This is a genomic window from Gloeothece verrucosa PCC 7822, from assembly GCF_000147335.1.
GTDB lineage: Bacteria > Cyanobacteriota > Cyanobacteriia > Cyanobacteriales > Microcystaceae > Gloeothece > Gloeothece verrucosa.
Map to the genome: position 1 here is coordinate 5,462,149 of NC_014501.1, position 15,603 is coordinate 5,477,751.

The window sequence follows — 15,603 nt, forward strand, 5'->3', positions numbered from 1 at the left end:
CCCAAGGGGAGAACGTCTAAGACCATTCTAGTGCGCCTTTTCTCCAGGCATAGACGAGCGCCACCACTAGAATCGCAATGAAAATTAGGGCTTCAATAAAAGCCAAGACTCCCAAACGATTAAACGCCACTGCCCAAGGGTAGAGAAATACTGTTTCCACGTCAAACACCACAAAAACTAGGGCAAACATATAGTAACGGATGTTGAATTGAATCCAAGCGCCACCAATTGGTTCCATCCCAGATTCGTAGGTAGTACGCCGCTCAGGGCCTCCACCACTGGGACGCAAGAGTTTTGAGGCGGTTAGAGCTAAGATGGGCACTAAGCTACAAGTTAGTAGGAAGCCGAGTAAATATTCGTAACCACTGAGGACAAACACGATTTAATTATTACTCCTGTGCTAGACTCACTCCAGTCATCAGAAAAGACTGATGTTTATATTTCTTCACTAATTATGTATTATAAGGGTTTTATTCTAACGCTATTGTTTTAAAGATTTTATGGTTCGGTTTACTTTCACTGGTGAGCAGTGCTGCTCCCGATGACAAGGAGCTAACCCGGATTGTCCTGTAGTTTTTTAAATTAATTCTATTAAGATTTATCTATGGCTCTGGCTGAGGCGCTATGGGGGAGTGGCTTTATTTAGCGGTTTGGACTAATAAACTCATGGCTGCCAACAGTCCTAAAATATTAGGAAGCCAAGCGGATACCGTCGGCGTAACAATTCCCCAAATTCCCATCGAACTCGTTATAAAAGAGAGTAAATAGTAAGAGAAAATTAACACAATGCAGACTCCAAAGCTGGTAGCTTTATTGGTATTTTGAGGTTTTAATCCTATAGCAGAACCGATCAAACCAAATACGATACAAACAAAAGGTAAAGCGTATTTTTCTTGAATTCTTACTTCAACTTTTCTCGCTCTCTGGTCATTTTTACTTAACTTGACGATTTTTAAATATTCTTTAGCTTCAGCGATGCTCATATCGGCTGGATTTTGTTTTCTTTTAGCGATATCAAGCGGCGCTCTGGGCAGATCAAGTTGTTGATGTTCAAATCTGACAATATTTCTATAGGAGCCATCAGGAGCAATTAAATAAATTGTTCCATTATAAAAATCCCAACTATTTTGATCCACATTCCAGATGGCTGACTGAGAAGTAACAATTTGGTTAACTCCCGGTTGAGAACGATCCAAAATGGTTAACCCCTGCATTTGTTGCCCATCAAATTTTTCAGCATAAAATAGACGGGTTAATATGGTTTGATCTCGTCCATTGTCTTGAGTAATTTTTTTATATTCAGGATATATAATATTATCTTCTACTTGTAAAGGTTTATCTTGTTTTAGAGCATCTGCTAAAATGCTTTTAGCCTGTTGAGTGGCTTGAGGAGCCACATAATCACTAAAGAAAAAGGTGGTTCCCGTTACCATCAAACTGAGAATGAGACTGGGGACGAGTAACCGATAAGGACTGATGCCAATGCTACGGAAAGCAATCAATTCACTATCACTGGCAAGGCGGCTATAACCCATTAGAGTTGCTAAAAGAATTGACATCGGAAAAGCTAAGACAACAAACTCGGGCATTTTTAACATCAAAATTTGCAAAGCAATGCTAATAGATAATCCCGATTCTGTCACTTTCCGAACGATATCAAATAAAGTCCCAATAGCAATTCCTAGAGAAGTAAACAATCCCATTCCAAACAAAAAAGGGATGAATAATTCCATAAATACATAGCTATCTACACTAGGGATTTTAGGAATTAACCTAGCTGAAAACTTAAAGACATCGCTTTTCATGTTTCATCTCACAGTTGAAAGTTATCTCCTAAATAATACTGACGAACCAGAGGGTTATTATAGAGTTCTTCTGAGCTTCCGGCAGCTAAAATTTGTCCGTCTCGCATAATATAAGAGCGATTAGTAATGGCTAAGGTTTCCCGTACATTATGATCGGTAATTAAAATGCCCATGCCGCGCTCGCGCAGTTGTGCAATAATGGTTTGAATTTCAGCCACAGCAATGGGATCAACGCCAGCAAAGGGTTCATCTAATAGTAAAAATTTTGGGCCGTGAGTTCCCACTGCTAAAGCTCGAGCTAACTCGGTTCGGCGGCGTTCTCCTCCTGAAATATAGGCCCCTTTAGTGTTAGCTACCCTTTCTAAACGGAATTCTCTTAATAGCTCTTGTAATCTGATATTTTTTTGATAATGAGGAATTTTAGATTGCTCTAAAGCCAATAGAATATTTTCTTTGACGCTCAAATAGCGAAAAACACTGGCTTGCTGAGTCATATAACCGAGTCCTAAGTGGGCCCGTCGATGGAGCGGCATAGCGGTGATTTCCTGCTTTTCTAGCCAAACTTTGCCCTGATTAGGTTTAATTAAGCCAGTAGCAATGTAGAAAGTCGTCGTTTTGCCTGCCCCATTGGGACCGAGCAACCCGACGATTTCACCACTATCAACGCGAATACTAACTCGATTAACGATTGTGCGTTTTCCGTAGGATTTGTGAACGTTGTCTAGAATGAGTGTCACGATCAAAAATGAGGATTAAGTGAGTGAGTCGAATAAACATCGGTGAGAGTTGTTCCCTAACGTCGCAAAGAGGGTGCCGGTTTGGCCGGTGCCGGTGGAGATTTGACGGGTTGGGGGGACTCTTGAACGATGTAAATCGATTCTACCTGCTGTTGGGGTTGGGGAGTAGCAATAAAACGACCTTCGTCAATGAGATAGGTCATGGTTTCTGCTCTCATACTATTTCCTTCTTGTAGCACGTAGACATTGCCACTCAAGACTAAACGACGTTCTCTGCTAAAATATTGAGCCTGAGCGCTCGTTCCTTGAATGTTACGGGCCGGATAATAGAATTGTACATTCCCTCGAGCAGTGATCACTCCGGTTTCGGAATTGGCTTCTTGAACATCAGAGCGAACAGTTAAAGCACTCCCATTTGAGGGGGTTTGTGCTTCCGCTTCTTTGAGGGGGCTAGAAATACCGATTAAACCGATTAAAGATATAGGAATCAATAACCCATATTTCCACGAGCCTTTCATATTGATCAACCTAGGAAAGGACAACATTATCTTATCTCCTGTTTTAACAAATCAGATCTCTAATGATCGATCGTAACGATTTTTGGCAAACGTGGGAGGATTCCTCTTGACTCAGAAGCATTGAGTTTTTCTAGCACCTGCGAAAGTTGCTCGGGTCCGGTTTGTTGTAATGTTTGAAGTAACTCTTGAGAGTCTAGGACTAGACTTTCTACATCAATCCCTTGATAGGTCGGTTGATAGTGGTTGAGTTTTCTGAGTCCTTCTCCTAAAAGAATCACTGCACCTCGCCAGTTTTGGTTTTCTAGGTGGTAACAACCTACGGCAATCTGTAACATTCCTTGATAGAAAGTTTTAAGCGGCTCTGTAGAGTCCATCCACAAAGCCTCTAAGGTGTCGTGACAGGCATAAAATTCCTGCTCGTTAAATTCTTCCACAGCTTGTAACAAGGCTGCTGGTAACATTTGTCACCCCATGCTTGCTTTGATTTCTTTGATGTACTCCAAAGAGATTTCCTGTTTGTCGCCCACAAAATCCATATCGGGTCTAATAAACAACATACAGTGACATTCTTTTCTCTCTCTCATGGGAACACAAGGACAATTCCAATAAGTTTGTCTGACTTCTGCTTCTTTGTCCTCGTAGTGACGGCAGGGACACAGAGGAGAGCCTAACTCTTCTTTATGTCTGGCTAATCCTTCAATGACTACTGCGGTTACTGAAGGTTCGCTACAAAAGTAAGTTCCTGTCAGTTTAGCGTATTTTTCGGCAAAGTTTTTCATTGCCTCTAAGGATTTATCGGAGTCGGCTATGGTCATGATTTCTATCTAGTGATATATAGAGTGAATTGGGTTAACTTTGTTATCATAGTCTAGTTAATCGTACCTTAAGAAGGGCAAAAACGGCAGGTGAGACGGTAAAGTCTCTGAATCAGAGCATCAGTTGCCTTAGTAATCATTAATTATCACTATTCCTTAGTCATTTCAATTTTTTAAGCTTTTTTTCCATTTAATGCTCAAATAACTACAAAGAAATTCAAAGTAAAAATTCACGCCTGACTTAGGGCTGGCTCGAAAAATGGTTATGCTAGGCGTTTTTTTGTTTTTTATTTATTTAATTAGTATCTGCTTATTAATATCTCGATGGCAGTCACAGGATAACCGTAAATGGTGGGTAAAAATTCTTACTAAAAATCCAGTTTGTATTTACTATTTTGGCCCTTTTGATACGGTGACTGAAGCTCAAGTGAGTCAACTCGATTACTCGAAAGACCTACAAGATGAAGGGGCACTATTGGTTACCATAAAAATAGAAAAATGTCAACCCAAAAAGTTAACAATTTGTCATGATTGAAGGGGGAACAAAATTCTGGGGAACAGGAACAAAAAATCGGCCTCACCTGGATGATAGAGGTGATAAGCTGTCACGCATATAAATTGTTCTTGGCGACAGGGGGTAGGGTGTGGGGAAAGGGTTAGAGGTTTATTGCTTAACTTGAGCATATTAAATTTAAATGCCTCTTAGCTTAATTTGGCGAAAATAAACGTAAAATGAGGTTATGGTGGTCAGTTTTTAGCTTTCTCTGAATGATGACCACTGACTGACAAGGATTTGTTAATTCATTATTGATGTTTAAAAGTTTACTGTCTCTATTTTTTAAACCCAATTGTTCCCTTTGTGAACGTGCCGCATCAGATAGCCTTTGTCGAGATTGTCAACGACAACTGAAAAGTTGCCAAATGAAAAATCCTGGCCAATTTTGGCAAGGGGATTTACCGCTTTTTGTTTGGGGAGAATACGGCGGCAAGTTAAAACAAGCCATTGCGACCATGAAATATAATCATCATCCCGAATTAGGCACTTTTTTAGGACGTTGGTTAGGAGAAGCTTGGAGCAAATCTTCTCGTTCTTTTCCCTCTAAAAAAATAATCGTCATTCCTATTCCTCTTCATGGAGATAAATTAAAAGAGCGAGGGTTTAATCAAGCGGCGTTAATTGCATCGGGATTTTGTCAATTAACGGGTTATCCTTTGATAGCAAAGGGTTTAGAAAGAGTGAAAGATACTCAAGCGATGTTTAGTTTAGGTACTAGCGCAAGAGAAGAAAATATCAATAAAGCTTTTAAAATAGGAAAATCTTTACTAAAGTCTTTTCCTCACTCATCTGTTTTACTGGTAGATGATATTTATACTACAGGAACAACTGTTAAAGAAGCGGCTCAGACGTTGCGCTTGGGGGGAATTGAAGTGATGGGAGTGGTAGCGCTTTCGACTGCTAAGAAACAATCAGTTTAATTGTCTCAAGTCGGCTGAGGATTAATTGAAATCGAGGGGAATTTGAGCCGCTACCCAAGTGGGGTGACCAAAAATTTTCCCGTTGTTGTGGTTAGCGGTTTTGTCTTTGACTTGATTGCCAAAACCTTCATTTAAAGGCCAGTAGCCCACTAATCCAGATTCGTTACCTTTCAAACGACGGTATAGATTGGCTTGAATTTGTTTTTGGGACCTGGCTTTATTCCAGATGCGAACCTCAGCAATTAAACCTTTAAAGAAAAAATACTCTTTTGAAGACCCTACGCCACAGGACAAAGGATTAAAACTATCACCGAGTTGCACCACCGCCCGAGGATTAAGGTCCGCTCTATCGCCGGTGCCAATGCGTAGTACACTGCTACGATTTGGCTTATATGGCTCAAATCCAATGGTGATGGGGTCAGCACTCAGTTCTCCATTGACATAAAAACTGTGGGTTTTTGATTGCTCGTCGTAAGTTCCTGCGAGATGGGTCCAAACATCATTTTGAACGATCGAGGGACTGAAGCCTGTAGGAATACCACTATATCCTCCCATGTTTGTGCCATAAATCCAAAACTCACACCAATTTTCCCCCGTTAGCCAGGGAATCGTAAATAACGTATAGCCTTTAGATCCTTCTTGAGCATCCCATTCATAAGAGCTAACAGGCATACCTCCATAGAAACCGCCTTTGCACATTACCCACGCCTCTACTGTAAAACTGGTGGGGTTCAAAATTTCTGAGTAAGGAATTTCTATCTTATCGTCTTTGCCATCAAATTCTAGAACGCTTTGAAGGCATTCTAGACGGGTTTTGGGGTCATATAACATCATTGTCATCTGAGATTAATAGAGTAGCGTTGGTCCTATGGAATTGAGGATATACGAAAAATCCTTTTATAGCAGTGAGCTATGTCACTTGCTATAGTTGATCTTGATCACAGCACCATAGGAAAACCTATGCTAGGCATTGCCAGCATTCTTAAAGTTGTGGGTCCCGGCCAACTCATCTCAATTATGACAAGATTGTTAAAAACCGAGTCGCTGATTTTTAGAAATTATACCTAGAAATTTTCCGTTTTGTCACCCTTAAAATACTGAAATCTTGGTTAAATGCTTAACTTTTGATAAATACTATCTAAATTTTTGAGATGATGTTCGGGAGCAAAACAAGCCTCAATCTCTTGAGGTGAGAGAAGTTCATTAACTCTAGGGTCTTTGCTAATCAAATCATGGAAATTGCCATTAGGGGTATTCCAAGCTTGATGAGCGTTGGTTTGAACGATTTTATAAGCTTCTTCTCGGCTAATTCCCTTTTCGACGAGGGTTAGTAACACCCTTTGACTAAAGATTACCCCACCATAAACATTCATGTTCCGCTTCATATTTTCTGGATAAACCAACAGATGTTTAACCAAGTCGGTAATTTCTTTGAGCATAAAATGAGTGAGAATACAGCAATCTGGCAGAATTACCCGTTCTACAGAACTATGAGAAATATCTCTCTCATGCCACAAAGCCACATCATCTAAAGCCGCCACCGTATGGCCTCTGATAATTCTCGCCATTCCCGTTAAGCGTTCTGAACGGATAGGATTTCGTTTATGAGGCATCGCAGAAGACCCTTTTTGTCCAGGGGCGAAAAATTCCTCGACTTCTAGGACATCTGTTCGTTGTAGGTTGCGAATTTCTACGGCAAAACGTTCTATAGAAGCGGCTAACAGAGCCAATTGTTGCACAAAATCGGCATGACGGTCACGGGAGATGACTTGAGTTGAAGCGGTATCCGGTTCTAAACCGAGTTTTTGACAGGCAATTGCTTCTATTTTCGGGTCAATATTCGCATAAGTTCCCACAGCCCCAGAAATCTTGCCCACAGCTATATCTTTTCTCAGACGCACGAGCCGCTCACGGCCTCGCAACACTTCAGCCAACCATCCCGCCAATTTAAAGCCAAAAGTAATGGGTTCAGCGTGGATACCGTGAGAGCGCCCTACCATAACGGTGTTTCGGTGTTGTTGAGCTTGATAACGTAGGGCTTGGATCAATTCTTCTAGACACTCTAGGATTAAATTAAGACTTGCCACCAGTTGCAAAGCTAGGGCCGTATCTAGTACGTCTGAACTGGTTAAGCCGAGATGAATGTAGCGTCCTGCATCTCCTACATATTCATTGACATTAGTGAGGAAAGCGATCATATCGTGACGGACTTCGGCTTCGATTTCCAGGACACGCTGAGGGTCAAAATTTGCCTTGGCTTTAATTTCTTCTACTGCTTCGGAGGGGATATAACCCAGTTCTGCTTGGGCTTCACAGACTGCCAATTCTACTTCTAGCCAAGTTTTCAGTTTATAGGTATCTGTCCAAAGTTCGCCCATTGCGGGGAGAGTGTAACGTTCTATCACAGCCTGTGCGGTACAATACAACCTTTCATTGTATACCCGATTAGTCAAGGATTAATGTTAAATAAAGATAAGATTTGTGAAAAATTAGACGAGATGGGAAGGTTTTATCGGGCGGCACAGTGCATAATGCTATGACAACAAGCCCGATTGACTCTGGTGAGAAACGTTACTGTCAACTACCAGAAAATACTTAAAGTTTGGCTGAGTTCAAGCCTTTATTACTGGAAAAAACCGTAAATTATCGGATGTGCGATGTAGTTGAGGTGAATATATTAATCATTAAATGCTATCCGATGGTGAGAAAATGAATGAGTTACAGCAAAAAAACAGTTTATTTGAATTTCTGTTGGAGGAATTAAAAATCCCTTCGGCTGCCTTGAATTTAGTGATCAAAAAGTCGGAAATATCTTACGGTTCATTACCAATGCTGCTGTGGCAGTATGGATTGATTACCTTAGCACAGTTGGATAAAATTTTTACTTGGCAAGAGCAATCGGCTCAACTTTAAAATTGATAGACAAAAATAGGCACAACTACCTGATCCTGGAAGCTAGTATAAATTTTAGTTACAACCAAAATTGACGATCTCCATTTAACCAGTTTGTAGGATAAATACCTTTTAAGCGTAAATAAGCCATACGATCTGCTCCATAAATGGGCATTGGTAAGCGAGGTGTCTGTAAAGCACCATGATGAAGTAGCGTCAGTTTCAATGTAGTTTCTAGAACTTTTTCAATAGCTACTTGCTCTCCTTCCTCATGAATTTTTAATCTTAATGGACGAGCTAAACCAATATTTGCGGGTACTTTAGTGGTGACTAAAATTGCTTCACGAGAAGATAAGAGCAGGGATGAACCTTTATCTGGTGCAACAACAGTTTTTTGACTCCAATTATATAAACGTGGAACACCGGATTTTATGCACTCTACTAAAATAAATTTTGAACCAATAGCTTTTGCCCAGTTGTTCAAAAATTTTGCTTCATTCCCTCGGAATAATCCATCTCTGTAAATTAAAACGGTTTTATCTTTTAATTCGGATTCTTGAAAAAATCTTTCTAAAAATTTTCCAGAAATTTCTTCTCCCTCAATGGGTTGATCATCAAGTTGATATTGAATAAATTCTCCTTGCTTCCCATAAAGGCGAACACTTCCACAAGCGTTATTACTTCCCCGTGAATTTCGTTTACGTTCTCTAGAAATATCTAAGCCAATAAAATAATCGGCTATTTCTAACGGCTCGGCTAAAATAAATGGTAAATTCCCCAATTTTGCTAATATGCCAGGAATGATTTGATTTAATATTTGTCGATGTTCAACGCTCGTAAAGGTACAGTTTCTATATCAAATGATGGACGATAAAATAATTTAGAGTGGAATAGCATCAGGTATTTCAAATTTTGTTTGTGGTTTACTCAGAATTTGACAGGCAAGTTGAGCCTTAATACTAGGAGACATTTGTGCAATTTCAATTAACTTAACTTGAAAGCAACGTTCTTTATAATCTTTCAGTAAATCCTGAACACTTTCTAAAATCTCCTGCCATTCTTCCTGAGAAAGTTTATAATTACTACCATTATCAATTTTACTTAAAGCATAAAAATAGCCTTGATGCCAAACAACACTTATCCTGGGTAAATTTCGATTTAGATGAAAACTTAATTTATTCCCCTCGTTACGTTCAATTTTTGGATTTAATTCAAAACAAGCAACATTAGAGTTAGACAAGGATAAAGTAAAAATTTCAGCCAAAAGTAGAGAACTCATGCAGACACCTCAGTCTTATAAAAATTACAAAATGAACAAAAAGGAATAGAATGGCAGGCTCAATATTTTGCCAGTTGCTTACTAATGCCTAAGCATATTCTTGAAGAGAAACGATACAAATATGATTTAACTAACTGGAAAGATCTTTATAAAATGAAAGACGAATTTGGAGTCACAATTTCTAACTTAGTTCATAGGCTCAAATCTCTAAACTGGATTGTTCACGATCCAAATTCTAAACAAATTTATTTAGGAGAAGCCGTACCCAGTCGAAAAAAAGAGTAATTCTGTCTAAATTTAGCTGTACATTTATTTATTGTTTTTCATCTTCACCAAACGACGGTAAATAATCCTGATCTAATAAATCCTTCCAGGAATAAGGATTATTAGAGGGTAAATTTTTAAGTCGAGTTTTTTTCTGGACATATTTTAGCGAAGACTGATAAATTGTTTCAAGATTATCTTGTAAATAATTAGCGAGGTTAGTTGTTAGCAGGCGATTGAGTTGAGTTTTAAAACTGTAGATTTCCGCTTCCCAATGATTAGCATTTTGTTCTCGCTCTGCTGTCCAATATTGATACATTAATAAATGACGAATAATTTGTTCTAACAGACTTGCTACAGCATTTTTTTTCTCTCTTCCCAACTCTTCTAACTCCTCAATTAAATGTTCTAAATCAACTCCCTCAAACTGCTTATTTTTTAATAATTTTATAGTTTCCTCCAACCATTGAGCATCATCACTTTCATAAATGTTTTTTAAATCCTCTAAAGTCTGCATATTCACCTCTTAATTAAAGCTAAATTTAAGATCATTTTTACTTGATTATTTAATTAATCCTGACTTTAAGCCCCCCTTATTAAGGGGGGTTGGGGGGATCAAATTATCTCCGGTAAAGCCCCCTTCATCTTCTCCAACCACTCAATCAAACTCTCCAACTGTTTCTTAGGTTTCACAACCCCTAACCCTCTCACCGTGACTTTCTTCGGACTATAAACAAACCGTCCTTGCAAATGTTTCGGCAAATTTTCCTCTAACAACTTCCAAGCCGGTTCTTCCATCGGCGTTTCTAAAACAACGTGCTGTTTTCCATCCGGTTTAATGCGAGAAAATCCCAAAGACTTGGCAAGCTGTTTCAATTCTATAACCTGTAATAACTGTTCTACAGGAGAAGGTAACGCCCCATAACGATCGCATAAATCGGCAGCAATTTGTTTTAAATCTGCGGGTGAATTGGCTGTAGCAATGGTGCGGTAAGCATCCATTTTTTGGTTGATATCGCTAATATAATCGGCAGGAATAAAAGCCGTCAATTTGAGATCGATTTGGGTATCTTCTACCTTGGGAATTTCTTGTCCTTGAATCTCTCGAATGGCATCTTGTAGCATCTCCATATATAAATCAAATCCTATAGCCTCCATTTGCCCAGATTGTTCAGCCCCTAAAAGATTTCCCACGCCGCGAATTTCCATGTCTCTTGTGGCTAATTGATATCCTGACCCTAATTGAGTAAATTCTTGTAAGGCGCGTAACCGTTGCCGCGCGGTTTCTGTTAAGGCGGCTTTATGGGGATAAACTAACCAAGCATGGGCCTGTATTCCTGAACGCCCTACCCGCCCTCGCAGTTGATAAAGTTGGGATAATCCGAATTTTTGGGCATCTTCGACAATGATGGTATTGACTCTAGGAATATCTAAACCTGATTCAATAATGGTTGTACAGACTAAAACATCAGCTTCCCCATTGTTAAAGGCTAACATGGTGGTTTCTAATTCTGATACGTCCATTTGGCCATGTGCAATGGCAATTCTAGCAGTAGGAACCATTTGGCGAATTTCTGCGGCGACTTCTTCGATTCCTTCTACTCTAGGAACCACATAAAAAATCTGTCCTCCTCGGTCTAATTCGTTGCGAATGGCTGTTCGGATCACATCTGAATTATAAGGGGATAAATGGGTTTTAATGGGGCGGCGTGAGGGTGGAGGAGTGGTGATTAAACTCATTTCTCGCACGCCTGAAAGGGACATATATAATGTTCTAGGAATAGGGGTTGCGGTTAAGGTTAAAACATCTACCTGGGTTTTTAAGGTTTTGATTTTCTCTTTTTGATTTACCCCAAACCGTTGTTCTTCATCGATTACTAATAAACCCAAGTCTTTAAATTTAATTTTGTTACTGAGGAGTTGATGAGTTCCGACGACGATATCTAATTCTCCTGTGGATAAACGCTGTAAAATGTCTTTGTTTTCTGAAGGAGTTCGAAAACGGTTGAGTAAACCAATATTGATAGGATAGGGAGCAAATCTTTCTTTAAGAGTATGATAATGTTGTTGAGTTAAAATTGTCGTCGGGGCAAGAAATGCGACCTGTTTATTGCCACTGGTAACGGCTTTAAAAATGGCACGGACAGCGACTTCTGTTTTGCCAAATCCCACATCGCCACACACTAAACGATCCATCGGGCGATCGCTTTCTAAGTCGCGTTTCACTTCTTGAACGGCTTTGAGTTGATCGGGTGTGGGTTGATAGGGAAAAGAGTCTTCTAATTCTTGTTGCCAAGGGCTATCAGTTGGGAAGGAAAAGCCTTCTTGTTGAGCGCGTTTAGCGTAGAGATTGATTAAATCTACTGCTAATTTTTTCACCGATTTGCGAACTTTTTGTTTAGTTTGTTCCCAGGCTTTGCCGGCCATTCTATGGAGTTCGGGAGGATGATTACCGGTTTGACGATAGCGGGATAAACTATCTAATGAATCTGAAGGGATTCTTAAGGTTCCATCGGCATATTGAATGAGGACATATTCTCGAGATTCTAATATTTCTAATTTAATAAATTTACCGATGCCATGATGGCGATGAACGACATAATCACCGGGTCTTAATTTATCTAGATTAACTTGTTTGGAAGCGGCGCGGCGACGTTTACGGACATAAGCACCTGTGACTAATGTTTGTTGTCCAAAAAATTCTTTATCGGTGACAACAACAATTCTATAAGTGGGTAATATAAAGCCTTCTAATTCTGCTAATCCTGAGTATTTAAGGGCGATGGCTGTATCCTGGGTTTGATATTTGTCAATAGCAGGATAGTCCCGAGGATTGGGGATATATTGGGCAGGACAATCATGTTCTTCGAGTAAAGAAACGGTGCGGGAAGGTTGAGCAGAAACTAACCAAATGGCGTATTTATTAAGATTTATGCCGCTATAAATTTCTCTTTTTCCTCGCAATATTTCGGCTAATCTGGCAAACTGATTGGGAGTGACGGGAAGAGGACGACTCGATAAATCTAAATTAGGTATTTCTGTCTTAGGAACTTCTTCAGCAATTTCTGATAAGTAAAGGATAGGAAATTGCTGACTCAATTCTAGAGATTCTCGAAAAATTCGATGTATTTTTGGCAAGGGGGGGTCTAAATCTTGCCATTGTTCTTCTATATATTCTATCCAACGATCACTATGAGCCTGACATTGTTCGACTTCATCAAAAACGCAGAAAGTATTGGGCGGCAAATAATCCAATAAAGAGGCGGGTTTTTCGTAGGCAAGCCCTAAAAATCGCTGCATTCCTTCTGGGAAGTTGCGGTTTTCTATTCCTTCGAGTTGTTCAGCCGATAAATAGGGTGATAAGACTTTTTCAGGATTTAAAATACTATCAGCAATAATGGGAAAGTAACTGATGGGGGTTAGGGTTAATTGAGTGATCTGATCCAAAGATCGTTGAGTGGCTGGATCAAATTCCCGCAGTTGTTCTAATTCATCCCCAAACCATTCTAGACGGACGGGCAGTTCAGCAGAAACGGGAAATATATCCACGATATCCCCCCGGCGACTCCATTGTCCTTCGGTTTCTACTAAGTTAACCCGTTCATATCCTAGCCGCGTTAAGGCTGTATCTAAGGTTTTGACTTCCTGAGTCATTCCCTGTTGGAAGTTCAGGCAATAAGCATACAATTGTTGGGGTGGGGGCAGATGCGGCTGTAAGGCTTTCTCTGTGGTGACTAAAGCATATTGCTGTTTTGAGTTTTCCCGTTCACCCTGAACAAAGGCTTCAGGGTTATTAATGCCTGATAAAACTTGTAATTGCCCCCAAATCATCTCAGATTCAGGGTTTAAGGGATCATAGGGGGAACCTTCTGAAGTGGGATAAAAATGAACCGTTTTCCATCCCATGGCCTCTAGTTGCGTCGCCCAACGTCCGGCTTCTTCTAATGTCGGGCAGATGATTAATAAGTTATGATTTTCAGTTTGTGCCAAACTAGAGGCGATCAGTCCTTTAGGTAAACGGGGAATGCCGCTTAACTGTAAGGCTTGATGGCGTTTGAGTTTACCGAGGAGTTCAGTTGTTAGGGGTGATCGCCCGATGGCACGAATGATTGAATCAAAGCTCATAGATGGTTCTGCAAATCTATATATACCCACCAATATGATCATTGTGTCAGATCGAGATAGCGATAGACAAGGGTATATAGCCTTTGTTGGCTGATTGACAATTCTATTACTTTTTGAAACTCTTGTTTGACGGTAATAATCTTAATTCATCTTGACCCATCAACCCTCGTTAAAATCGCCACAAATTTTTGAAGACTTTTTGTTATTTAGTTAGTTTTTTCCGGTTAGCTATAACTCTGTGATTGATGGTTTTTCATTAAGTTTTCACTAGCTCTTTTAACTAGAATTCTGGACTGAAATGCTCCCTTAGTTTAGCTTCCTGTTCATTGGATAAATTTGACTGAATTAGTTCGGCATTAATGTCTCCGAGAGACTGTTGTACTTTGTCGAGAGTCACATCACCTGTCAATAAAAATAGAGCAGATGTCCCTTCAGTGACTTTGCTTTTGACATCGTTAATAAAGTCGTCATTGATGCCGTAATCAGCTAAAGATCCTGACAAAGCTCCCATAGATGCACCAAGAGCTATACCTAAAATGGGGCAGAAAAAGAGTATTCCAAAAAGTAATCCCCAGAAAGCTCCATCTAAAGCGCTTAAACCCGCTAAATTAATAGCCTGTTGGGTTTTAGGCTTTTTTTTGCCTTCGGGCCAAGAAACGGTAGCGGCATCTTTTATTTCGATGATCTGCTCCTTTTGTAACTGAGTTAATTTAGTCAATGCTTCTTGGGCACCAACGGCAGTATTAAATTTCCAAACAGTGAGGGTTGCCATAGTTTTGCTGTAACAGATTTGGTGGTTTAGGCTAATCTTACCATGACTGAAGTTGTCCCCATAAAATTAAGTTTGATTAATTTAGAACAATTTTTAGTTATAATACTTCTCAACTTGTTTGAATTGTTATGAAAGCTCGGGAAGTGTTAACTAATAACTTCCCAACATTTTGAGTATGATTAATTTTTTTAAATCCGATATTCCTCCCATCAGTCCTCAGCGTATGGCCAATAGTCTTCGCCGCATGGGTTGGGTGGGTTTTTGGCTACAAGTGATATTAGGGTTTATTCCGTTTCTTTATTTGATTGTCCGCTTACTGAAGAGTCAAAGTCGAGGAACTACATCCTTAGAGTTATTTGTGGTGATCGCCTGTTTAGTAGGGCTTCTATTGACCATGTATTGGAGTTTTCAGTACGTCCGTCTGGGCCGTAAGTTGGAAAATGCTGATTTACGCCGCCCAAAAGTTGCCGTGTTGCGGTCTTTATGGATGGGATTAATGATTAATATTGTTGGGATGCTCTGCGCTCTTTTGATTGCCCTGGGACGGGTAGGAACTCTAACACTTAATATGTTAAGTTTACCTCAAGGAGCTACGATCATTACTCCAGGGGCAGGAGGCGATTTCAGTAATCGAAGTCCCTTGATCACCCCATCAGATATGATTACAATTCAGGCAATGATCAATACTATTGCGGCTGAACTGATAGGAATTATCATTGCACTATTATTGTTGAGCAAAATGACCCAACATTTGTTTAATTCTAGTCAAGATGAACCGAGTAAACAACTGTCAGAATAAATCCGAGTAATTTACTTTAATTTGTCAACAAAAGTAGATTTAATTACCTAAAATTTTAGGAGAAAAAAGAGAAAATATTGCTCTCATTTCTCCTAGAAAACATCGTCATAATTTGATATTT

At 39.7% G+C, this 15,603-nt stretch carries 18 protein-coding genes; 5 read left to right on the forward strand and 13 right to left on the reverse strand.

Annotation, left to right across the window (positions count from 1 at the left end):
• Positions 1-16: 16 nt before the first annotated feature.
• The 6 genes from ndhC to CYAN7822_RS24510 form a co-directional block, all read right to left on the reverse strand.
• Positions 17-379 carry a photosynthetic/respiratory NAD(P)H-quinone oxidoreductase subunit C gene (ndhC, locus tag CYAN7822_RS24485; RefSeq protein WP_013324942.1) on the reverse strand — a complete coding sequence of 121 codons (363 nt, stop codon included), beginning with the start codon at positions 377-379 and terminating at the stop codon, positions 17-19.
• Between the two features lie 259 nt (positions 380-638).
• Positions 639-1,805: an LptF/LptG family permease gene (locus CYAN7822_RS24490; RefSeq protein WP_013324943.1), complete on the reverse strand. Its 1,167-nt coding sequence runs from the start codon at positions 1,803-1,805 to the stop codon at positions 639-641.
• A gap of 8 nt (positions 1,806-1,813) precedes the next feature.
• The gene (lptB, locus tag CYAN7822_RS24495) at positions 1,814-2,542 is read right to left on the reverse strand and encodes an LPS export ABC transporter ATP-binding protein (protein ID WP_013324944.1); all 729 of its coding nucleotides are present in this window, start codon (positions 2,540-2,542) and stop codon (positions 1,814-1,816) included.
• 56 nt (positions 2,543-2,598) lie between these two features.
• On the reverse strand, positions 2,599-3,087 hold the full coding sequence (locus CYAN7822_RS24500) for an LptA/OstA family protein (protein ID WP_013324945.1): 489 nt from the start codon (positions 3,085-3,087) through the stop codon (positions 2,599-2,601).
• Between the two features lie 32 nt (positions 3,088-3,119).
• Positions 3,120-3,521: a DUF309 domain-containing protein gene (locus CYAN7822_RS24505; RefSeq protein WP_013324946.1), complete on the reverse strand. Its 402-nt coding sequence runs from the start codon at positions 3,519-3,521 to the stop codon at positions 3,120-3,122.
• A 3-nt stretch (positions 3,522-3,524) separates the two neighbouring features.
• Complete coding sequence (locus CYAN7822_RS24510; RefSeq protein WP_013324947.1) at positions 3,525-3,875, reverse strand: ferredoxin-thioredoxin reductase catalytic domain-containing protein; 351 nt, start codon at positions 3,873-3,875, stop codon at positions 3,525-3,527.
• 265 nt (positions 3,876-4,140) lie between these two features.
• Between CYAN7822_RS24510 and CYAN7822_RS24515 the strand changes: the two genes are divergently transcribed.
• Both CYAN7822_RS24515 and CYAN7822_RS24520 read left to right on the forward strand, forming a co-directional pair.
• Entirely contained in the window at positions 4,141-4,410 is a 270-nt protein-coding gene (locus tag CYAN7822_RS24515) for a DUF1816 domain-containing protein (RefSeq protein ID WP_041933992.1), read from the forward strand.
• Between the two features lie 275 nt (positions 4,411-4,685).
• Entirely contained in the window at positions 4,686-5,351 is a 666-nt protein-coding gene (locus tag CYAN7822_RS24520) for a ComF family protein (protein WP_013324949.1), read from the forward strand.
• Positions 5,352-5,372: 21 nt separating this feature from the next.
• Here the strand turns inward: CYAN7822_RS24520 and CYAN7822_RS24525 are convergent, their stop codons facing one another.
• The gene (locus CYAN7822_RS24525; RefSeq protein ID WP_013324950.1) at positions 5,373-6,185 is read right to left on the reverse strand and encodes a LamG domain-containing protein; all 813 of its coding nucleotides are present in this window, start codon (positions 6,183-6,185) and stop codon (positions 5,373-5,375) included.
• Between the two features lie 275 nt (positions 6,186-6,460).
• On the reverse strand, positions 6,461-7,756 hold the full coding sequence (gene purB / locus CYAN7822_RS24530) for an adenylosuccinate lyase (RefSeq protein WP_013324952.1): 1,296 nt from the start codon (positions 7,754-7,756) through the stop codon (positions 6,461-6,463).
• A gap of 283 nt (positions 7,757-8,039) precedes the next feature.
• Here purB and CYAN7822_RS24535 point away from each other — a divergent pair, with 283 nt between their 5' ends.
• A complete protein-coding gene (locus CYAN7822_RS24535) occupies positions 8,040-8,264 on the forward strand; it encodes a DUF2949 domain-containing protein (RefSeq protein WP_245602638.1) in 225 nt (74 codons plus the stop codon).
• Positions 8,265-8,322: 58 nt separating this feature from the next.
• Here CYAN7822_RS24535 and CYAN7822_RS24540 read toward each other — a convergent pair whose 3' ends face one another.
• Together CYAN7822_RS24540 and CYAN7822_RS24545 are read right to left on the reverse strand one after the other, a co-directional pair.
• A complete protein-coding gene (locus CYAN7822_RS24540) occupies positions 8,323-9,060 on the reverse strand; it encodes a Piwi domain-containing protein (RefSeq protein WP_083786902.1) in 738 nt (245 codons plus the stop codon).
• A gap of 63 nt (positions 9,061-9,123) precedes the next feature.
• Positions 9,124-9,522: a hypothetical protein gene (locus tag CYAN7822_RS24545; RefSeq protein ID WP_041933380.1), complete on the reverse strand. Its 399-nt coding sequence runs from the start codon at positions 9,520-9,522 to the stop codon at positions 9,124-9,126.
• A gap of 45 nt (positions 9,523-9,567) precedes the next feature.
• Here CYAN7822_RS24545 and CYAN7822_RS40220 point away from each other — a divergent pair, with 45 nt between their 5' ends.
• Positions 9,568-9,807 (forward strand): ImmA/IrrE family metallo-endopeptidase, encoded by a 240-nt coding sequence (locus CYAN7822_RS40220; RefSeq protein ID WP_083786904.1) that lies wholly within the window; start codon positions 9,568-9,570, stop codon positions 9,805-9,807.
• 28 nt (positions 9,808-9,835) lie between these two features.
• Here CYAN7822_RS40220 and CYAN7822_RS24555 read toward each other — a convergent pair whose 3' ends face one another.
• The 3 genes from CYAN7822_RS24555 to CYAN7822_RS24565 form a co-directional block, all read right to left on the reverse strand.
• Positions 9,836-10,303 (reverse strand): DUF29 domain-containing protein, encoded by a 468-nt coding sequence (locus CYAN7822_RS24555; protein WP_013324954.1) that lies wholly within the window; start codon positions 10,301-10,303, stop codon positions 9,836-9,838.
• 98 nt (positions 10,304-10,401) lie between these two features.
• Entirely contained in the window at positions 10,402-13,911 is a 3,510-nt protein-coding gene (gene mfd / locus CYAN7822_RS24560) for a transcription-repair coupling factor (protein ID WP_013324955.1), read from the reverse strand.
• Between the two features lie 280 nt (positions 13,912-14,191).
• Complete coding sequence (locus CYAN7822_RS24565; RefSeq protein WP_013324956.1) at positions 14,192-14,683, reverse strand: DUF1269 domain-containing protein; 492 nt, start codon at positions 14,681-14,683, stop codon at positions 14,192-14,194.
• A gap of 175 nt (positions 14,684-14,858) precedes the next feature.
• Here CYAN7822_RS24565 and CYAN7822_RS24570 point away from each other — a divergent pair, with 175 nt between their 5' ends.
• Positions 14,859-15,482: a DUF3611 family protein gene (locus CYAN7822_RS24570; protein WP_013324957.1), complete on the forward strand. Its 624-nt coding sequence runs from the start codon at positions 14,859-14,861 to the stop codon at positions 15,480-15,482.
• The last annotated feature ends 121 nt before the right edge of the window (positions 15,483-15,603 follow it).